Consider the following 17,838-nt stretch of genomic DNA (forward strand, 5'->3'; position numbering starts at 1 on the left):
AAGCACTCGCGCAAAAGTAGCCCTAGCAAAAAAAACTTTCATGCTCATCCGGCGTCCGCTTGTCGAAGCATCTCTACCGAAGAAGACAAGCTTACTTCTGCGATAATGCTTGACCACTCCCCGCCAAAAAAAAACTATTCTTTGAGGACTTTTTCAACTTCCCAAAGCTCGGGGATGTCGTGGTAGTGGTACTTGGCTTTTACCACGCCGTTGCGCAGCACCAGCAGGCCGGGGTTGGAGCGGATGATGGATTTGAGCACCGTGGCATCGGCGAAGTAGTAGGAGCCGGGCAGGTTCACATCGTGGCGGAAGGAATCGAACTTGGCCGCGCTGGTGCTGGTGATGGTGAGGGCCGTGATGGCGCGCCGCGACTTGGTGGCGGCCTCCATCAGCGCGTTGATGGCCCCGAACCGGTCGCGGTCGGCCTTGTTGGTGTTCTGCACGATGAGGATGAGCTTGTTGCCCGTGAGCACTTCCTGCGTGTAAGAACCTCCGTTGACATCTGAAACGTCGAAATCGGTGATGACCGGAGTCGACGTGATGGGATTCAGCGACTTCATGGCCTGGTATTTCCAGGTGGTGTCGGTGGGGTACTGGTCAAATTCCTTGGTTTCGCCGTTGCGCGTCATCGTATAAGTGTAGCGGGCGGGTTCGGTGGGCTTCATCAGCTTGCCAATGTCGTTGCCTACCTTGTAGGGCAGGAAATCGAAATATGGCAGGTGTCCCAGCGCCCGCATGCCAATGCCAATGGCGATGGCCGAAACAAAAGTCATGGTCATGATGCCCGGCGTGCCCTGCACGAAGGCATGGCGCAAAAACCGCTGGTTGAAGAATACCATCGCCCACAGCACAAGCAAAAACACGTCCTTGGCAAACGAAGTCCAGGGCGTGAGCTTGATAAAATCGCCGAAGCAGCCGCAGTCGGTCACCTTGTTGAACGCCGCCGAATAGAATGTCAGGAAGGTGAAAAACACCAGCAGGCCCAGCAGTATCCACAGGGTGGCCCGCAGGTACCAGCGCAACAGCAGCGCCACCCCCAAAATAACTTCCAGCGAGCTGAGGACGATGGATAACGTGCGGGACAAATCTTTGAACCACAGGAAAAAACCCGCCAGCGCGGGTACGGACACTGCAAATACATCAAAGTATTCCTCCAGCTTATAAGCCGTGCCCACGGGGTCGTTGAGCTTGATGAGGCCCGAAAAGATGAACAGCACGCCCAGCAGCAGCCACGCAACGCGGGTTAGCGTGCGCAAGGGGTGGGGCGCGGGAGCGGTTTGGGTACTGAAACTGGAAGTTGGCATAAGACAAAGTAAGTCCGTGGCAAACGGCGGTGCCGCGCGCAAAGTTTGGATTGACCGCAAAGTGCCCTGATACGGACTAGATAAAACAACGTCGTAGCAGGCCCGACGTGCAATTTTCGTTGGCCAACGCCTGCTGCGGCGATGGTCTGAATGGACGTAGCGCCACCACTTTTGGGGCGTCGTGCCACTACTCAAACTGCCGCCCCTGGTTGCTACGCGCCGCGTGCCAGCGCCCGGCTACCGGCCGGAAACCGGATGGCTCAGCACTGCAATCAGCCTTCGCCGCGCAAAATCAAGGCAAACACGGCGTAGTTCAGCATGTCGCGGTAGCTGCCTTCGACGCTTTCGCTCACCAGGGCCGCCCCGCCAATATCCTCCAGCTGCTTCACGCGGTGCAGCTTCATCAGAATCAGGTCCGTGATGCTGGCCACGCGCATTTGGCGCCAGGCCTCGCCGTAGTCGTGGTTTTTGGCCAGCAGTAGGGTGCGGTTTTCGGCTGCTTCGTGGTCGTAGGCGGCGGCTACGGCCTCGGTGCTCATGTCCAGGGGCGTGCCGGGTGGCAGGTGCAGCTGCATCAGGGCAATGAGGCAGTAGTTGACGATGGCCACGAACTCCTCGTTCACGTCATCGGCCACCAGCTGCACGCCGGTTTCCTGAATGGTTCGGATGCGGTTGGCTTTAATAAAAATCTGGTCCGTGACCGAAGGCAGGCGCAGAATGCGCCAGGCCGTGCCGTAGTCGTGGGTTTTGGCCAGAAACAGGGTGCGGCAGCGGGCCAGCAGCAAGTCGTAGTGGGCGGGGGTTTGCAAGGGGTGAGATGGTGAGGGAGTGACTGAGTGAGGGAGTAATTGAGTGGCAGCGCCTCCTCCACGCGCCGCAAGTTCGCCCCCGCCGTTAGATATTGAGCTCGCCTAGCCTCCCAATCCCATGTCCTCTTTCCGCCATCACTCAGTTACTCCGCCACTCAGTCACTCCCTCCTCTCGCCCCACGGCCGGCTGCTCAGCCTGCATCAGCCGCGGGTGATGGGCATCCTCAACCTCACGCCCGACTCGTTTTTCGCCGGCAGCCGCGTGGCGTCGGAGCAGGACCTGCTGGCGCGGGCCGCCGCCATGCTGGCCGCCGGGGCCGCCGTGCTCGACCTGGGCGCCTACAGCACCCGCCCCGGCGCCGACGATATTCCCGAAGCCGAAGAAACCCGGCGGCTGCTGCCGGCCGTGCAGGTGCTGCGCCGCGCGTTCCCGCAGGCCTTTATTTCGGTGGATACCTTCCGGGCCGGCGTGGCCGAAGCCGCCGTGCTGGCCGGGGCCGATATGGTGAACGATGTGGGCGGCGGCACCCTCGACGCCGCCATGTTTGCCACCGTGGGCCGTCTGCGCGTGCCCTACGTGCTGATGCACCTGCGCGGCACCCCCCAAACCATGACCAGGCTCACGCACTACGATGACGATATAGTGCTCACCCTGCTGCGCTACTTCCGCGACGGCCTCGCCGCCCTGCGCCAGGCCGGCGCCGTGGATGTGCTGCTGGACCCCGGCTTCGGCTTCGCCAAAACGCCCGCCCAAAGCCACGAGCTGCTGCGCCGCCTGGCCGAGCTGCAGCCCCTGGGCCGGCCGCTGCTGGCCGGCCTCTCGCGCAAGAAAATGGTGTACGCGCCCCTCGGCCTCAGCCCCGAAGCGGCCCTGAACGGGACCACCGCCCTGCACGTGGTGGCCCTGCAGGGCGGCGCCCGCCTGTTGCGCGCCCACGACGTAGCCGAAGCCCACCAAACCATACAATTATTTGCCAATACCTTTCCAGTAGGGGAATAAAGGCCGTAATTTGGGGGATGATGGGCCGGCCGCGCTGCGGTTACGCACGAGTCCGTCAGCAGCTGCCCGCTACTTCCTCATCTTTTCCGCCCATGTCCGGCCCTTTCCCCATCAATTTCCTGCACTTCGGCTGGATTGACGCGGCCGATGTGTTGTTGGTGACGGTGCTGCTCTACCAGCTCTACAAGCTGCTGCGCGGCACCGTGGCGCTCAACGTAGCGCTGGGGCTGGTGTCCATCTACCTGCTCTACCTCGTGGTGAAAGCCACCGGCATGGAGCTGCTCACCAAAATTCTGGGGCAGTTTATGAGCGTGGGCGTGCTGGCCAGCATCATCCTGTTTCAGCAGGAAATCCGGCGGTTTTTGCTGAGCGTGGGCAAGGCCACGGCTCTGGAGCGGGTGCGCGGCTGGGCACGGGGCCGCTCGGCGGTGGCCTCGCCGCTGGTGCTGGCCCCGTTTGTGGAGGCCGCCAAAAGCCTTGCCGGCAAGTACACCGGCGCCCTCATTTGCTTCGCCCAGGCCTCCGACCTGTCGGCCTTCGCCGAATCCGGCGACCGGCTCGATGCCGAAATCAGCAAGCGCCTGCTGCTCTCCATCTTCAACAAAACCAGCCCCCTGCACGATGGCGCGGTGCTGGTGGCCAACGGCCGCCTGCTGGCCGCCCGCTGCATCATTCCGGTGAGCGAAAACCCCGACGTGCCCGCCTCCCTGGGCCTGCGCCACCGCGCCGCCATCGGCCTGAGCGAAATCACCGACGCCGTGGTGCTGGTGGTGAGCGAGGAAACCGGGGCCATCAGCCTGGTGTACCACGGCGTGCTCTACCGCGACCTGGCCACCGCCGAGCTGCGCACCCGCCTCAACGAGTGGCTGCTGCCCGGTGGCTCGGGGCGCGCCACTGCCGGCTCTGGCAGCCCGGCCGGCGTGAAAGCGGCCTGAGTCCGGCCCGCATCCGCAAAGCCCTGAACACGGTAGGACGGCTTCCCCCACCGGGGCGTAACCCTGCCGGAGGAGCTTCGTTTAAGCTAATATAATTAGTTTGAGACTCCCAATAAATTTAGTTATATGAAAATCTCAGTTGACGCCGGCCAGGACAAAGGCTTCCTGCCCGATGGCCGCCATACGGTCGAAATCACCGCCATCGAGGAAGGTAACAGCGAGCATCAGCACGTGCCATTCTTCGCCGCCCGCATGGAAAGCGAGGCCGGCTATGTATCGCAGCGGTTCTACAATTCCGAGGCCGGCCACCCCATCATCCTCCAATTATACTCGGCCGTAGGTATCAAACCTGAAGCCGGCAAGGACCTCGACACCAAGCAGCTCATCGGCAAGCGCCTGTCGGTGGAAGTGAGCGACCACACCTACGCCGACGCCGCGAGCGGCAACGAACGGAGCGTACGGCAGGCCACGGGCTTCAAAGCCATCTAGCACCAAAGCCGCCAAGGCCCAAAAAAGCCGCTGCCTGTATAAGGCAGCGGCTTTTTGCGTTTGATTATTCGCCCGGAAATCAGGGCGCGCGGGGTGTTTATGCGGCGGTGACTTTCAATACTTCCAGCTCCTGGCCCACTTTGGTAAACGCGGCAATGGCCGCGTCCAGGTGGGCGCGGGTGTGGCCGGCGCTGAGCTGCACCCGGATGCGGGCCTTCCCTTGCGGCACCACCGGGTAGTAGAAACCCACCACGTAAATGCCTTCGGCCAGCATTTTGGCGGCAAATTCCTGGGCCAGCTTGGCATCGTAGAGCATGACGGGTACGATGGGATGCTCGCCGGGCGTGATATCGAAGCCGGCGGCGGTCATCTCGTTGCGGAAGTATTTGGTGTTCTCTTCCAGCTTGTCGCGCAGCTCGGTGCTTTCGGTGAGCAGCTCCAGCACCCGCAGGCTCGCGCCCACGATGGCCGGGGCCAGGGTGTTGGAGAACAGGTAGGGGCGGCTGCGCTGGCGCAGCATGTCGATGATTTCCTTGCGGCCCGAGGTGAAGCCGCCCATGGCGCCGCCCAGGGCCTTGCCCAACGTGCCGGTAATGATGTCGACGCGGCCCATCACGCCGCGCATTTCGTGGGTGCCGCGGCCGGTTTTGCCCAAAAAGCCGGAAGAATGGCATTCGTCCACCATCACCAGGGCCTGGTACTTGTCGGCCAGGTCGCAGATTTTATCGAGCTGCGCAATGGTGCCGTCCATCGAGAACGAGCCGTCCGTCACGATGATGCGGTGGCGGCTGCCCTTGGACTGAGCGTCCTGGAGCTGCTTTTCCAGGTCGGCCATGTCGTTGTGGGCGTAGCGGTAGCGTTGGGCCTTGCACAGGCGCACGCCGTCGATGATGCTGGCGTGGTTCAGGGAATCGGAAATAATGGCGTCCTGCTCATTGAACAGCGGCTCGAATACCCCGCCGTTGGCATCGAAAGCGGCGGCGTAGAGAATGGTGTCCTCGGTGCCCAGGAATTCGGCCAGCTTCTTTTCCAGCTCTTTGTGAATGTCCTGGGTCCCGCAGATGAAGCGCACCGACGACAGGCCGTAGCCGTGCGAATCGATGGCGGCTTTGGCGGCTTCGATGACTTCGGGGTGCGAGCTCAGGCCGAGGTAGTTGTTGGCGCAGAAGTTCAGCACCTCACCGGCCTCGTCGGTCGCAATTTCCGCGCCCTGGGGCGAGGTGATGATGCGCTCCTTTTTGAAAAGGCCGGCATCCTTTATTTCCTGAAGCTGCTGCGTGAGGTCGGGCTGGAGAGTGGCGTACATGGTTGCGGGTGGGCTAGGTTTGCGTTGTGGATTCAAAGATACCGGACTGAGGCCACCAAGCAGAAGCCGGCGGCGGGTACGGTACTCTAACCTCCAACGAGCCTGCCACTGTTTACGGCCATGTCGATACCCGATACCCAGGAGCCCCGCTGGCGGGAGTACCTTTTTCGCCGCCATTCCCCGGCCGAGCTGCGGGCCTGGGGCCGTCGCTTGCGCTACTTCCGCTTCTGCAAAGCCTACGGTGGCCATGCCAACGACGGCGACCAGCTGCTGGCGGCGCTGCGCTACGCCGACCCCGCCGATTTGCACCAACTGCTCACGCAGCTGGGCCTGCCCGTGGTGCCAATCGAAAACCCGGTTGTTTTTCCAGCCGCTGGCCAGGTAACCCTGGCCGGCGAACGGGTCTTCGTGTGGGTCCGCAAATTGCCGGTGCCGCAGCTGGAAATTTCCGTTGTCGACCTTGAAAACCTGTACGAGGTGACGCCGCGCGCCGTGGCCGCAGCCGAGGCGATAGAAAAATTGCTGCTCACGCACGAAGCCCGCATCATCGACCCGCCTTTGCCCGGCCTGCATTGCGTGTGCCCGGCGTACTATCCGGAACTGTGGGCCTGAACCAGGCCGGTAAAAGCCCGGTGCCACCCGGCGCAAACGGTCTACCGCGCTGCCGGCCCCCGGCTAAAAAACGCCTGCACTCCTTCGCGCCCGCTGTCCATCAGCGCCTTTTTCTGGGCGTCGGTCACGCGCTTTATCTTGGGGCTGAAGCCCAGAAAATTGATGCTCACCGTGCGTTTCCAGTCCTGGGGCTGCACGGGGTTGAGGTTTTCGAGGGCCACGGTGTAGAGGGCGCCCACGTAAGTGTTGAAATCAGTAATGTCGTATGGGGCCAGCTGGCGGCGCCCGGTGGCGGTGCCGTCCAGCGGAATCTGTTCGGCACGGTCCAGGCGCAGGCCCAGGGTTTCGGGGTTGAACACGTTGCCACTGGCATCGGGTGCAGCGGTGGTGCCGGCGGGCAGGTAGCGCGGCTTATCAAATAAATCGACGGGGTAATTGGCCAGCAGGCCACCATCGACCAGCACCTGCACGGGCTGGCCGGGGGCGGGGTCGCCCTTGATAATGTTGTTTTCCGCATCGAGCAGCACGGCCCGGAAATACAGCGGAATACTCATGCTGATGCGCACGGCATCGGCTACGCGCATGGCGGGCGTGGTTTCGTAGCTGAACACCTGCACGCGTTGGGTGGTGAGGTTGGTGCCGGTGGTGTAGAGGTCGCGGAAGCGGGTGGGCTGGGCTTGCGCCAGCGTGTGCAGCTCGCCCAAAGTCAGGTTGGGCTGTTGGGTTTTGCGGGCCACCAGCTCGCCCAGGTAGGTGCTGAACTCGTCGCCCCGGTACCAGCCATACTGCGTAATGAGCCGGTGCGTGCCCCCGAAAAAGATGAATTGCCCATCATTTAGTCGCTGCACGGGCGTGGCGTTCACCACCTCCACAATCTCGCTGGCCGAATAGCCCACCGCCAGCAGCGCCGCCTGAATGGCCCCTGCCGAGGTGCCGCCCACCCGCGTCAGGCCCTTCAGCACGCCGCGCGCCTCCAGCTCCTGCAGGGCGCCGCCATAGGCAATGCCCCGGATGCCGCCGCCTTCCATCACCAGGTTGCGGTAGGTGAGCGGCGCCTGGGCCTGCGCCCTGACGGCTGCGCTGCTCAACAAGGTGTGCAAACCGAAAAACAATAAAACCAGCCGGACCTTCATTGGCCAAAGATACCAGCCGGCCCGAAGCCCGCCAATGGGTTTGCGAGGCGCGCGTTTACTGGTTCTGGGGGCGCCGCTGGGCAAAATCGCGCAGCAGCCGGGCCAGCCCTTCGCTGGGGTGCGCCGTGAGGCCGGGCGCGGCCGCGAGCGGCAGGAAGCCGGTGAGCTGCTTGAAAAACGAAGCGTCATTCGCCGTGAATCCCATGCGCCAGTCGGGGAAGGCCCGGGCGGGGGCGAGGGCATAAGCCAGTAGCTCCACTTCCTAGTGCCGCGGGTCGGTTTTGATGCGGGCGTACAAGTCGCTCAGCGCCGGTTCGGGGCCTTCCAGCACCTGCAGAAACCGGCCCTGTGCGTACAGCAGCAACCCGGTAAGATTTGCCGACTGGTTGTGCAGGCGGGCCTGACGCAGGAGCCCGGCCAAGGCCTTCTCATGCATTTCGACGCTGGATTTGCTGCGGTAAACGAGGCGGTACAGGGGAAGGGGAGCGAGCATGGGCAACTGGCATCTGGCGGGGCCGTCCCCACGAAGGTATCAGAAGACAATACGAGCCTGCCGGCATTTTGGCCGGGCCGTAGCGGTATCTTTGGGCCCGCATCTGCATTCCAACCGCCCCACCCAATCCCGACTCCGCGCATGGCCAACACTCCCGGCGACACTGCAATTCCTGTTTTACCCGGCTCCGTGCTGGTCATTGGCGCCTGCGGCCAGCTGGGCCTCGAGCTGGTGGCGGCCCTGCGCCAGCGCTACGACCCCAACTGCGTGGTAGCTGCTGATGTGCGCCCGCCCAAAAACCCGGAGCTGTTGGCCGGCGGCCCCTTCGAGCTGCTCGACGTGCTCGACCGCTCGCGCCTCGACAAGCTCATTCGCCAGTACCGCCCCAAACAGATTTATCACCTTGCGGCCCTGCTCTCGGCCACGGCGGAAAAAAACCCGCTTTTCGGCTGGCAGCTGAACATGGACGGCCTGCTCATCGTGCTCGAAGCGGCCGTGGCCCACGGCGTAGCTCAGGTGTACTGGCCCAGCTCCATTGCCGTGTTCGGTCCCGATACCCCGCGCGACAACACGCCGCAGGTTACCATTATGAACCCCAACACGGTGTACGGCATCAGCAAGCTGGCCGGCGAGCAGTGGTGCGAGTGGTACCACCGCAAGCACGGTCTGGACGTGCGCAGCCTGCGCTACCCCGGCCTCATCGGCTACAAAAGCCTGCCCGGCGGCGGCACCACCGACTACGCCGTGGACATCTACCACAAGGCCGTGGCCGGCGAGAATTACGAGTGCTTCCTGAGCGAGGACACCTACCTGCCGATGATGTACATGCCCGACGCGCTGAAGGCCACGCTGGACCTGATGCACGCCCCGGCCGACCAAATCAAGGTGCGCACCAGCTACAACCTGGGCGCGATGAGCTTTTCGCCCGCCGAAAGCGCCGCCAGCATCCAGCGCCACCTGCCCGATTTTAAGGTGACGTACCAGCCCGACGGCCGCCAGCAAATTGCCGACTCCTGGCCCGCCAGCATCGACGACTCGAAGGCCCGGCAGGACTGGGGCTGGCAGCCCGATTTCGACCTGGATAAAATGACGGCCGACATGCTGCTGCACCTGAAGGAAATGCAGACTCTCTAGCTGTCTGACTGGTTGCTGCGCAATGCCACGGCTTCATTTCAGCGTCCTAATTGGGTGGGCGCGGAAATGAGGCCGTGGCTTTTTATAGAACAATGGGTGGCCGAAGTTGCGGCAGCACCGGCGTTCCGGGCAACGGGTGGCCGGGCAGTTTTGCAGCGGTTATGTGGCCTTCCGGTGCCAGTGGGCGTATAGGGCCTAGCCCCGCTACTTTCCTCGCCCATGCTTCAGCCCAACCGCCCGATTACGCCTGTTTCCTTCGATGCCGATGAGCGGTTGCGCTGGGTCGAGCGCGTTGCCCGCCTCATGGACAGTCAGTTTCGGCTGCCGGGTACGCAGTTTCGGTTCGGCCTCGACCCCCTGCTGGGCCTCGTGCCCGTGGTGGGCGACCTCTCTACCCTGGCCGTGTCGGGCGCCCTGCTGATGACCATGATGCGCCACGGCGCCAGTGGGGCCGTGGTGGTGCGCATGGCCCTCAACATCCTGCTTGACACTGTTATCGGCGCCATTCCCATCCTGGGTAATGTGTTCGACTTTGCCTACAAGAGCAACGAGCGCAACGTAGCTCTGTTGCGCCGCCATTACGCCGAGGGCCGGCACGGCGGTAGTGGCAAAGGCTTGGTGGCACTGCTGGTGGTCGGGTTTTTGGTGGTCTTCGGCCTGGTGGCCTGGGGTACTATTGCCGTCCTGCGCTGGGCGTGGCACTACTTTGATGCCCAGCCGATGGCAACCGATTGGGCCGGCACGCTACGGGAAGCCGGTGGCCACCTCGCCGGATTGCTGGCTACGTGACGTTTGCCGGCTGGCCATCGAGCAGGCTGCGCATTTCAGTTAGAATGGCTTCCCAGTTTTCCAGGTACAGCATATGGCCTTGCCGGGGCAGCAGGCTGATGCGGGCGTTGACCAGGCGGCTGGCCAGGTAGGGAATGTTGGTTGGCGCCCACACCCCGTCCTCGGTGCCGTGCCAGAGTAGGGTGGGCGCCCGCACGTCTTCAATGGCAAAGCCCGGCCGCCGGCACCACGCCTGGGCATCGTCGTACACGCCGCGGCCGTGGTGCGCAAAGCCCTGCACTGCCGCGTCGCGCAGCAGCTCCCGAAAGCCGGGCTGCCCGGCCACGTCCTGCTCGGCCTGGCGCATGAGGCGAATAAACCAATCGATGGTGCGGTTTGGGTGGCGGGCCCACTGCCGGCTGAGCCAGAGAAACGTGGTGCGGTTCAGCCACGGAAAGCCGGTTTGGCCCCAGCGCAGGGCCTTCCAGAGCGGCGACAGTTGTTGGTAGGAGGCGGCCTCACCCAGCGGCAGGCAGGTGCTGAGCAGCTGCACCGCCGCCACCCGCTGCGGGTGCCGCGCCGCCAGCGCCAGCGCGTGCACCCCGCCCACCGACCAGCCCATCACGCCCACCGGCCTGCTTATTTCCAACGTATCGAGCATGGTCCCCACATCGTCGGCAAAGGAGGGAAAGGTGAGGCGGCGATACACGCTGGACTGGCCCACGCCGGGCCGGTCGGGCGCCAGAATCTGGAGCTGCAGCCGGGCCAGCAGGGCCGTGGCGGGCGGCAGCTCGCGGCCCGAAGACCCAAAGCCGTGGTGGAAAACCACGGCCTGATGGGCCGGGTTGCCGTAGCGCGTCAGGCCCAGGCAGCGGCCGTCGGGCAGGCGCACGGTGAGCGGGGTGAAAAGGTCGGCAGTGGCGCTGTTTCCACGAAATTCGGGCATGAGTAACGTACGGCAGGTAGGGGGCAGAGTTGGCCGGCAACCCGAGTGCCCACTTCGCAGTTGATAAAAGCCACACTTACCTTTTCTAGCGCTATGATTGTTAATTCCACGCCCGCCGGCTGGCAAATTATTTACCAGCAGGCCCACGCCCTGTTGGCCATGCAGCTGGCCTGGCACTGGCCCCACACCCTGGCGCCCGACCGCTGGGTGGGGCTGCTCTCGGCCATTGCCCAGCACGACGACGAGCAGGACGCCTGGCGGGGCCGCGGCGGGCACCACGGCCTCACGCCCGCCGGTGCCCCGGCCAATTTCACCCAAAAGGAGTTTTCGCTGGAACAGGCGGCGGGCGTGCTGTCGGCGGCCCGATTCCAGGGGCGTTGGCGCAGCTTGCTCACCAGCCTGCACCTGAGCTGTTTGTATGAAGGCCTGCGGGGCGATTCTGAGGAAATCACCTCTTTCCTCGATTACCTGAAGGCCCGGCAGCAGGAGTGGCGTCGCGCCCTCAAAATCACCAAAGCCGAAGCCCAGCAAGCCTACGACCTGCTGCATTGGTGCGACCGGCTTTCGCTCATCCTGTGCCGGCACGAAATCCCGGAAATGGGCCGCGCCGTGGAAATCCACCGTGGGCCCGATGGCACCATGTACACGCTGGCCCAACCCGAGCCCGACGGCCCGGTGGTTATCAACCCCTGGCCGTTTCACGAAAAAACCGCTTCCGTGAGCGTGGAAGCCAGCGTACTTACGCAGCTCCAGTTCCGGGACGATGCCGAATTGGCGGGCGCCCTGCGCACCGCGCCCATCGAAACCCTGCGCTGGGAATTGCGGCCCGGCGGGAAATAGCTGCTCAGCAACTCAGTTTTCAGTCCGGAGCCGCGGCCAAACAATGTGGCCAGTGCGCTGGGCTGTGCTTCTACTGCACCTTAGCTACCGGCGTGGGACTGCTCATCAGACCTTCGGGCAGGGTTTGCACCTGGGTAATGTTGTCGAGACGGGTCGGCTTGGCGGCGTCGCTGCGGCCGGCGGCCAGCAGCAGGTTGCCGTGTTTGGCATACTCGTTCCAGCGGCGACGGAAGGCGGGCTGCGGGTCGGTGGCGTTGGCGAAGTAGGCCCATTCTTCCACCAGGCCGGTGGTACGGTTCACCAGCAGCTCGTAGCGGTTTTGGGGCGTCACGCCCACGTTTTTGAATGTCAGCTGGAGCACGTCGGCAATGGCGCCGTCCATGGTTTTGCCTTCGCCGCGGTGGGTGAGCGTCACGCCCGAGTCCTTTAGCTTGAAGGGCATCACCAGCCAGTAGGCGTTGTTTATCCAGGTGCCGGTCATGCGGTCCAGTATTTTCTGGCCGGTGGGCGAGGCCGAAATATCCTGGCCGCGGCTGTACACGCGGCCTTGCTTGGTGTTGAGGTTGTAATTAGCTACCAACGTGTCTTTTTCCCAATGAAAATCGCCGGTGTACTTGTCCCAAATCTGGTACTGGCCACCGAAAAAGCTCCAGGCGAAGTAGCGGGCGTTTTTCCAGTTTTCGTAGCCGCCCATTTCGCGCATCGCCCGGTCGGCAATGGCCACGGCTTTAGCATCGGAGCCGGCCGCATCGAAACCTTCGGCGGCGGGGTAGGAGGCCGAAAGCTGGTTTTTCTTTTGTTTTTGGGCCTGCACCGGCCCAGCCAGCAGCAGCGCACCAACAGAGAAGAACAGCAGCGCACGCACGAAGCGGAAGTCAGAAAGCATAATTGGGGAGGGTTGAATAAAGCCGAAGCGAGTAGCAAGATACGGCCCGGCGGGGCGGAAGTTGAGCGGCCGCCGGGCGCACCACCCGCCGCCAAAGCCGCGAAAATTAAGCCCGGCAGACAGGCGTTCCCACGCGCGAAACCACGGTTGGCGGCGTACTAATTACCCTGCCGTTGCCAACGCTGGCCCGCAGCGGCCGTATTAGAGGCTGCACCTACGCGCTTCCCGCCGCTCACTTTTTCCGCTGCATGGCACATTATAAGTTCTCCGACGTCCTGGCCGTCCTCAAATCCTCCGCTGGCGAATTCGGCAATAACAACTCGTTTCGGCACGCGGCGGCGCTTTCGTACTACACCATTTTTTCGCTGCCGCCGCTACTGCTCATCGTCATCACGGTGGCCAGCGCCGTGTATGGTGGCGAGGCCATCTCGGGGCAGGTTTACGGCCAGCTGAAAGGATTGGTGGGGTCCGATTCGGCCAAATTCCTGCAAGACAGCATTGCTAAGTTCACCTTGCAGCAGCGCGGCCCCGTGGCCACCGCTATTGGCCTGGCCACGCTCATTTTTGCTGCCACCACCTTTTTTGTGACCCTGCAGGAGAGCATCAACGACATCTGGAACCTGAAGGTGAAAACCGAAGGCGTCGGTATCGGCGCGTTCATCAAGCAGCGGGTGCTGTCCTTTGGGCTGATTCTGAGCGTGGCGCTGCTGCTGCTTATCTCCTTTGTGGTGAGTGCCGTACTCAGCGCCTTCACCGGCTGGCTGCAGCAAACGCTGCCCATGATTGGGGTGGTGGCCATTCGGCTGGTCGATTTTGCCTTGTCGTTGGGCATCACCACCTTGCTCTTCGCCCTGATTTACCGCTTTCTGCCCGACGCCATTATCCGGTGGCGCGACGTGGGCATTGGGGCCTTCATCACGGCACTGCTCTTTGTTATTGGTAAGTTTCTCATTGCCTTCTACATTGCCAAGTCCGACCCCGGCTCCGCCTTTGGCGCGGCTGGCTCGGCCATCGTGCTGTTGCTGTGGGTCAATTATTCCTCGCTCATCATCTTTTTTGGAGCCGAGTTTACCCAGCAGTTTGCCGACGCCTATGGGCAAAAAGTGCAGCCCAAGGCCCACGCCGTGCGCGTGCGGCTGGAAGAAATTGCTCCCGGCGAGTCCGATGAGGAGAAAGCTACCGGCCGGCCCCGGTCCACTGGCAGCTGGAAGAAGTAATTTATTTTAACTTCAAATGTCCCTTGTTTATGGCCTGTGCAGTAGGTTGTTCCAGATTAACTAATTGATTTATAATAAAATAAAAAACAGAAAGAGAGGAGGTTAGTGCTCTGAGAATTATTTGTAAAGTCCTTTTTTGTAAATGATTTTTTGCAACCATTGCTGACGAGTACAGCATCTTTGGGGAAAACTACCTCCCTATGAAACACTCGTTACGCTCGTTGGCACTGCTGCTGGCCTTGGCCGGCACCACGGCCCAGGCTCAAACCGCCCTGCCCGGTGCGCCTACCGCGCCCCCGCCCGCCGCCCCCATTCCCGACGAAACCTACCTGCTGGGCCGCAGCTACCGCATCGAAACCGTGAAAGGTACTTCCTTCACCGGTACGTTGGTGAGCATGAGCCTCGATAAGCTGGAGTTCGATGCCCAGGAAATGGGCCGCGTAATTCTGGAGCGCACCTAAATCCGCCGTGCCGACCTGCAAGGACCAGTAGTCGCCAGTGTAGTGGGCAGCAAGCCCGGCTACTTCGACATCGGCAACGGCAACCGCCTCTTTTTCGCGCCCACCGGCCGCGGCTTGCGCAAAGGCGAAAACGTGCTGCAAGCCGTCAACCTCTACCTGATAGGTGGCAATTTTGGCATCACCGACAATATTTCCTTGGGTGGTTATGTGTCGCTCATTCCTGGTATCGGGCTCGATAACCAGTTTCTGGTGCTCACACCCAAGGTTAGCTTTCCCGTGAGCGAGAAGGTACACGTGGGCGGCGGAGCGCTCTACGTACGGATTCCCGATTTCGATGGCTCCCTCGACCGGTCCTACGGCGCCGGCATCGTGTACGGCGCCGCCACCTACGGCTCGGCCGACGACAACGTGACGCTGGGCCTGGGCTACGGCTTTTTCGAGGGCGATGTGGGGTCCACGCCCATCGTGCAGATTGGTGCGCAAAAGCGCGTGTCGCGTCGCATCTCGCTCATCAGCGAGAACTACATTATTGCCGATGCGCAGGCCGGAATGGGCGGGCTCTACGGCATCAAAATTAACTGGCGCCGTACCAGCCTGGGCCTGGGCGCCGCTTACGTAGCCACCTTCCCGCACGACGAAACCGAAACCTATTCCTACTATAACGGCACGCAGTACGTGACCACGACGCAGACGACCCGTCGGGGCGGTGATTTTGTGTCGACTTACATCATTCCGGTGTACTACGACTTTTCGTTCCGCTTCGGCAAGGGCGTGAAATAAGTTACTGGAATCACATAGCATCAAAAAAGCCGCTGGTAGCTCACCAGCGGCTTTTTTGATGGAAAAATGGGCTGTTGGTTAAGCCGCCTTCTCTTCCTTCACGGCCAACTGCCCGCAGGCGGCGTCGATGTCCTTGCCGCGCGAGCGGCGGATGTTGGTTTGCACGCCCCGGTCGGCCAGGAATTTGTGGAAGGCGGTGATTTTGTCGGCGTCGGCGTTCTGGTAATCGGCGTTTTCGATGGGGTTGTACTCAATCAGGTTCACCTTGCAGGGCAGCCACTTGGCAATCTTGAGCAGCTCGGCGGCATCGTCCAGCCCGTCGTTGAAGCCGTCGAACACGATGTACTCGTAGGTGACTTTGCGGCCGGTTTGTTGGTGGTAATACTGCAACGCTTCCTTGAGCGCGGCCAGCGAATTGGCCTCGTTGATGGGCATGATTTCGTTGCGCTTGGCATCGGTGGGCGCGTGCAGCGAAAGAGCCAAATTAGCCTTCACGTCATCATCGGCCAGCTTTTTAATCATTTTGGCAATGCCCGCCGTGCTGATGGTGATGCGGCGCGGGGCCATGTTCAGTCCATCGGCCGCGGTGATGCGGCGCACGCTTTCCACCACGTTGGCGTAGTTGAGCAGCGGTTCGCCCATGCCCATGTACACGATGTTGGTGAGTGGCGTGCCGTACTGACTTTCGCACTGCTCCCGGATGCGTACCACCTGGTCGTAAATCTCGGCCGCGTCGAGGTTACGCTTGCGGTCCATGTAGCCGGTGGCGCAAAACTTGCACGTGAGCGAACAGCCCACCTGCGAGCTGATGCAGGCCGTCATGCGCGTGTCGTGCGGGATGAGCACGCCTTCCACAATGTTGCCATCGTAGAGCTTGAAGGCCGATTTGATGGTACCGTCGTTGCTGAGCTGCTTGTTCTGCACCGTCACGCCGTTTATCACGAAGTGCTTATCGAGCAGCTCCCGCGTCGCCAGCGCGATGTTGTTCATTTCCTCAAACGTGGCGGCGGTATTCTTCCACAGCCACTCCGTCACCTGCTTGGCGCGGAACGGCTTCTCGCCGTGCTCCACCATAAAAGCCTTCAGGTCTTCGGGCGAAGTTTTACGGATGTCACGCTTTTTAACAGTGGGGGCGAGGGGCAGTTCTAACAGCATAGTGCAAAGATACAAGCCGACAGGGCGTTGGGTTCCCGGCGGGGGTGGCTTGGCCTGAACGATGTAGTAGTCAGAACTCCGGTAACTAAACCTGTTACTCCTTTATTGTTTCACATAGAATGATATAGGAACGGTCATGTTAATTGGGACGGCCTTTCCGTTTTCCCTACCTGGATTGAGGCGCGGCAATCGAGTTACCGCTTGCACTGCGGCCGCATCGTAATCAGTCCTCAGGCTTTTGAAAACTTTAACACCTGCTACCGCCCCACTGGCAAGCACTGTGAAGTTTACAAATACTTTGCCATTGAGAGGTTTACGCAAGGCTTGACTAGGGTATATAATCTTCTGTCGTATTGCGTCGACAATGCCCTGCATGCCACCGCCGCTCGGTAGTTCTGGCATTGTCCCAATGGGGGCATAGCAAATGAATTGTTTAGGTGACTTGGAAGCTTGAGCGGCTACAGACGTTGTGGCCGTAAGCAGAAGAAGGCTTGCTTGAGCTAGCCCTTTACCATATCGAAGCAAGCTGGTCATGGACTTTGATGGTTATAAAGTGACTGGCGATGCAGATGATGAGAAGCAATTTACTCAGCGTAACCGCGCCGCCAGCCCCTCGGGCAGCAGGCGCAGCTTGCGCACGTTGTAGTCGAAGCAGAGCATGCCGGTTTTGGCGCGGGCTATTTCCTTGCCGGCCTGGTTGTGCACGTGGTACACCACATCGAACCCGTACTTGCTGAGGTCGTTGGCCGCCATTTGCACGCGCAGCACGTCGCCATAAAACGCCTCGCCCTTGTACTCAATGGCCACATCCACCAGAATGAGGCCGAGCTTGCTCACCGGGTCATAGTCGCTTTCCATGCCGATGGTGCGCAGAAACTGCACCCGCGCCTCGTGCAGCAAGCTCAGCAGGGCATCGTTGCCGAGGTGCCCGCCATAGTTGAGGTCGGTGATGCGGACTGGGATTTCAGCGGCGAAGGGAAAGGTATCGGGCAGGGCTACTTTTACGCGGGCCATAATATCAGTGGGCAATTAGCAATGAGCAGTGAGCAACCATTGGAAGGGTCAAAGGTAGAAGTGCGGCGCACGGCCGACGGCTCGCCTACGCTTTACGTGCCCGCGCTCGATGAGCATTACCATTCGCAGCACGGGGCGCGGCAGGAGTCGGCGCACATTTTTATTGAGGCGGGGCTGCGGCCGTTGCTGGCCGCCGGACTAGGGCAATATCCTAACGGGCCGCTGAGTATTCTGGAGGTAGGCTTAGAGCCTATCCGGAAAATAAGGAAGTTGTAGCCGAGCGCGAGAATTTTGGGGTTACCACACCTAACAAATTTCCCGTTGCGCCCGACTACAACCGAATACGAAGCTACCATACACGCCGATTTTTTGCCTTCTCCCGCACTCTGGGCCGCCGCTGAACCGCTGCTGCCGGAGCCGGCCAGCGGCCCTGGTAAGCGCGGCCGGCCGGCCGCCTGTAACCGCCAAATGTTTTTTGCCATCTACTATATTTTGGTTACGGGGATGCAGTGGAAGGCCTTGCCGCGGTGCTTGGGGGCAACCTCCACGGTCCATG

General features: G+C 61.6%; 23 protein-coding genes. 12 read left to right on the forward strand and 11 right to left on the reverse strand.

The window, feature by feature from the left end; all coding sequences use genetic code 11:
- Positions 1–134: 134 nt before the first annotated feature.
- On the reverse strand, positions 135–1,304 hold the full coding sequence (locus tag GM79_RS13870; protein WP_235184064.1) for a BT_3928 family protein: 1,170 nt from the start codon (positions 1,302–1,304) through the stop codon (positions 135–137).
- 272 nt (positions 1,305–1,576) lie between these two features.
- Complete coding sequence (locus GM79_RS13875; RefSeq protein ID WP_035564840.1) at positions 1,577–2,113, reverse strand: DUF1599 domain-containing protein; 537 nt, start codon at positions 2,111–2,113, stop codon at positions 1,577–1,579.
- A 118-nt stretch (positions 2,114–2,231) separates the two neighbouring features.
- Here GM79_RS13875 and folP point away from each other — a divergent pair, with 118 nt between their 5' ends.
- The 3 genes from folP to GM79_RS13890 all read left to right on the forward strand — a co-directional run bounded on the left by folP (position 2,232) and on the right by GM79_RS13890 (position 4,537).
- On the forward strand, positions 2,232–3,113 hold the full coding sequence (gene folP, locus GM79_RS13880; RefSeq protein WP_035564842.1) for a dihydropteroate synthase: 882 nt from the start codon (positions 2,232–2,234) through the stop codon (positions 3,111–3,113).
- A 92-nt stretch (positions 3,114–3,205) separates the two neighbouring features.
- Positions 3,206–4,048 carry a diadenylate cyclase CdaA gene (gene cdaA / locus GM79_RS13885; RefSeq protein ID WP_035564843.1) on the forward strand — a complete coding sequence of 281 codons (843 nt, stop codon included), beginning with the start codon at positions 3,206–3,208 and terminating at the stop codon, positions 4,046–4,048.
- A 126-nt stretch (positions 4,049–4,174) separates the two neighbouring features.
- Complete coding sequence (locus tag GM79_RS13890; protein WP_035564845.1) at positions 4,175–4,537, forward strand: hypothetical protein; 363 nt, start codon at positions 4,175–4,177, stop codon at positions 4,535–4,537.
- Between the two features lie 97 nt (positions 4,538–4,634).
- Here the strand turns inward: GM79_RS13890 and kbl are convergent, their stop codons facing one another.
- Positions 4,635–5,843, reverse strand: a complete 1,209-nt coding sequence (kbl, locus tag GM79_RS13895; protein WP_035564847.1) for a glycine C-acetyltransferase — start codon at positions 5,841–5,843, stop codon at positions 4,635–4,637.
- A 120-nt stretch (positions 5,844–5,963) separates the two neighbouring features.
- Between kbl and GM79_RS13900 the strand changes: the two genes are divergently transcribed.
- Positions 5,964–6,455: a hypothetical protein gene (locus GM79_RS13900; RefSeq protein WP_035564848.1), complete on the forward strand. Its 492-nt coding sequence runs from the start codon at positions 5,964–5,966 to the stop codon at positions 6,453–6,455.
- Between the two features lie 41 nt (positions 6,456–6,496).
- On the opposite strand, the gene GM79_RS13905 is transcribed toward GM79_RS13900, so the two are convergent.
- The 3 genes from GM79_RS13905 to GM79_RS13915 all read right to left on the reverse strand — a co-directional run bounded on the left by GM79_RS13905 (position 6,497) and on the right by GM79_RS13915 (position 8,081).
- Complete coding sequence (locus tag GM79_RS13905) at positions 6,497–7,555, reverse strand: patatin-like phospholipase family protein (RefSeq protein ID WP_161787180.1); 1,059 nt, start codon at positions 7,553–7,555, stop codon at positions 6,497–6,499.
- An 88-nt stretch (positions 7,556–7,643) separates the two neighbouring features.
- Positions 7,644–7,847 (reverse strand): hypothetical protein, encoded by a 204-nt coding sequence (locus GM79_RS25515; protein ID WP_035564852.1) that lies wholly within the window; start codon positions 7,845–7,847, stop codon positions 7,644–7,646.
- 3 nt (positions 7,848–7,850) lie between these two features.
- Positions 7,851–8,081 (reverse strand): BLUF domain-containing protein, encoded by a 231-nt coding sequence (locus tag GM79_RS13915; RefSeq protein ID WP_035564883.1) that lies wholly within the window; start codon positions 8,079–8,081, stop codon positions 7,851–7,853.
- Positions 8,082–8,222: 141 nt separating this feature from the next.
- Between GM79_RS13915 and GM79_RS13920 the strand changes: the two genes are divergently transcribed.
- Together GM79_RS13920 and GM79_RS13925 are read left to right on the forward strand one after the other, a co-directional pair.
- A complete protein-coding gene (locus tag GM79_RS13920; protein ID WP_035564854.1) occupies positions 8,223–9,215 on the forward strand; it encodes an NAD-dependent epimerase/dehydratase family protein in 993 nt (330 codons plus the stop codon).
- A 219-nt stretch (positions 9,216–9,434) separates the two neighbouring features.
- The gene (locus tag GM79_RS13925) at positions 9,435–10,004 is read left to right on the forward strand and encodes a DUF4112 domain-containing protein (RefSeq protein WP_072008618.1); all 570 of its coding nucleotides are present in this window, start codon (positions 9,435–9,437) and stop codon (positions 10,002–10,004) included.
- Here the strand turns inward: GM79_RS13925 and GM79_RS13930 are convergent.
- Positions 9,997–10,929: an alpha/beta fold hydrolase gene (locus GM79_RS13930; protein WP_035564855.1), complete on the reverse strand. Its 933-nt coding sequence runs from the start codon at positions 10,927–10,929 to the stop codon at positions 9,997–9,999. The two genes, GM79_RS13925 and GM79_RS13930, sit on opposite strands and share 8 nt — an antisense overlap.
- Before the next feature lie 93 nt (positions 10,930–11,022).
- Between GM79_RS13930 and GM79_RS13935 the strand changes: the two genes are divergently transcribed.
- Positions 11,023–11,769: a DUF3891 family protein gene (locus GM79_RS13935; RefSeq protein WP_035564856.1), complete on the forward strand. Its 747-nt coding sequence runs from the start codon at positions 11,023–11,025 to the stop codon at positions 11,767–11,769.
- Between the two features lie 70 nt (positions 11,770–11,839).
- On the opposite strand, the gene GM79_RS13940 is transcribed toward GM79_RS13935, so the two are convergent.
- Entirely contained in the window at positions 11,840–12,655 is an 816-nt protein-coding gene (locus GM79_RS13940) for a hypothetical protein (RefSeq protein WP_051718891.1), read from the reverse strand.
- Positions 12,656–12,903: 248 nt separating this feature from the next.
- On the opposite strand from GM79_RS13940, the gene GM79_RS13945 reads away from it, so the two are divergent.
- The 3 genes from GM79_RS13945 to GM79_RS23165 all read left to right on the forward strand — a co-directional run bounded on the left by GM79_RS13945 (position 12,904) and on the right by GM79_RS23165 (position 15,113).
- Positions 12,904–13,872 carry a YihY/virulence factor BrkB family protein gene (locus GM79_RS13945; protein WP_035564857.1) on the forward strand — a complete coding sequence of 323 codons (969 nt, stop codon included), beginning with the start codon at positions 12,904–12,906 and terminating at the stop codon, positions 13,870–13,872.
- A 200-nt stretch (positions 13,873–14,072) separates the two neighbouring features.
- Positions 14,073–14,333, forward strand: a complete 261-nt coding sequence (locus GM79_RS13950; protein ID WP_035564858.1) for a hypothetical protein — start codon at positions 14,073–14,075, stop codon at positions 14,331–14,333.
- 42 nt (positions 14,334–14,375) lie between these two features.
- Complete coding sequence (locus GM79_RS23165; RefSeq protein ID WP_051718892.1) at positions 14,376–15,113, forward strand: hypothetical protein; 738 nt, start codon at positions 14,376–14,378, stop codon at positions 15,111–15,113.
- 78 nt (positions 15,114–15,191) lie between these two features.
- On the opposite strand, the gene rlmN is transcribed toward GM79_RS23165, so the two are convergent.
- The 3 genes from rlmN to GM79_RS13965 all read right to left on the reverse strand — a co-directional run bounded on the left by rlmN (position 15,192) and on the right by GM79_RS13965 (position 17,297).
- Entirely contained in the window at positions 15,192–16,268 is a 1,077-nt protein-coding gene (gene rlmN / locus GM79_RS13960) for a 23S rRNA (adenine(2503)-C(2))-methyltransferase RlmN (protein ID WP_035564859.1), read from the reverse strand.
- Between the two features lie 102 nt (positions 16,269–16,370).
- Positions 16,371–16,802, reverse strand: coding sequence for an energy transducer TonB (locus tag GM79_RS23825; RefSeq protein ID WP_081867765.1), 432 nt, complete (start codon positions 16,800–16,802; stop codon positions 16,371–16,373).
- A 54-nt stretch (positions 16,803–16,856) separates the two neighbouring features.
- Positions 16,857–17,297, reverse strand: coding sequence for a thioesterase family protein (locus GM79_RS13965; protein ID WP_235184065.1), 441 nt, complete (start codon positions 17,295–17,297; stop codon positions 16,857–16,859).
- Positions 17,298–17,321: 24 nt separating this feature from the next.
- Here GM79_RS13965 and GM79_RS25805 point away from each other — a divergent pair, with 24 nt between their 5' ends.
- Both GM79_RS25805 and GM79_RS26545 read left to right on the forward strand, forming a co-directional pair.
- Positions 17,322–17,558 (forward strand): hypothetical protein, encoded by a 237-nt coding sequence (locus GM79_RS25805; RefSeq protein WP_200875611.1) that lies wholly within the window; start codon positions 17,322–17,324, stop codon positions 17,556–17,558.
- Between the two features lie 93 nt (positions 17,559–17,651).
- A partial coding sequence (locus GM79_RS26545; protein ID WP_161787141.1) for a transposase occupies positions 17,652–17,838 on the forward strand: 187 nt, incomplete at its 3' end.

Source organism: Hymenobacter sp. IS2118, from assembly GCF_000715495.1.
GTDB lineage: Bacteria > Bacteroidota > Bacteroidia > Cytophagales > Hymenobacteraceae > Hymenobacter.

Coding starts and splice junctions, on each gene's coding strand:
- GM79_RS13870 (WP_235184064.1), bottom strand. CDS start 1,304: ATGCCAACTTCCAGTTTCAGTACCCAAACCGCTCCCGCGCCCCACCCC.
- folP (WP_035564842.1), top strand. CDS start 2,232: ATGTCCTCTTTCCGCCATCACTCAGTTACTCCGCCACTCAGTCACTCC.
- cdaA (WP_035564843.1), top strand. CDS start 3,206: ATGTCCGGCCCTTTCCCCATCAATTTCCTGCACTTCGGCTGGATTGAC.
- GM79_RS13890 (WP_035564845.1), top strand. CDS start 4,175: ATGAAAATCTCAGTTGACGCCGGCCAGGACAAAGGCTTCCTGCCCGAT.
- kbl (WP_035564847.1), bottom strand. CDS start 5,843: ATGTACGCCACTCTCCAGCCCGACCTCACGCAGCAGCTTCAGGAAATA.
- GM79_RS13900 (WP_035564848.1), top strand. CDS start 5,964: ATGTCGATACCCGATACCCAGGAGCCCCGCTGGCGGGAGTACCTTTTT.
- GM79_RS13915 (WP_035564883.1), bottom strand. CDS start 8,081: ATGCTCGCTCCCCTTCCCCTGTACCGCCTCGTTTACCGCAGCAAATCC.
- GM79_RS13920 (WP_035564854.1), top strand. CDS start 8,223: ATGGCCAACACTCCCGGCGACACTGCAATTCCTGTTTTACCCGGCTCC.
- GM79_RS13925 (WP_072008618.1), top strand. CDS start 9,435: ATGCTTCAGCCCAACCGCCCGATTACGCCTGTTTCCTTCGATGCCGAT.
- GM79_RS13930 (WP_035564855.1), bottom strand. CDS start 10,929: ATGCCCGAATTTCGTGGAAACAGCGCCACTGCCGACCTTTTCACCCCG.
- GM79_RS13935 (WP_035564856.1), top strand. CDS start 11,023: ATGATTGTTAATTCCACGCCCGCCGGCTGGCAAATTATTTACCAGCAG.
- GM79_RS13940 (WP_051718891.1), bottom strand. CDS start 12,655: ATGCTTTCTGACTTCCGCTTCGTGCGTGCGCTGCTGTTCTTCTCTGTT.
- GM79_RS13945 (WP_035564857.1), top strand. CDS start 12,904: ATGGCACATTATAAGTTCTCCGACGTCCTGGCCGTCCTCAAATCCTCC.
- GM79_RS13950 (WP_035564858.1), top strand. CDS start 14,073: ATGAAACACTCGTTACGCTCGTTGGCACTGCTGCTGGCCTTGGCCGGC.
- rlmN (WP_035564859.1), bottom strand. CDS start 16,268: ATGCTGTTAGAACTGCCCCTCGCCCCCACTGTTAAAAAGCGTGACATC.
- GM79_RS23825 (WP_081867765.1), bottom strand. CDS start 16,802: ATGACCAGCTTGCTTCGATATGGTAAAGGGCTAGCTCAAGCAAGCCTT.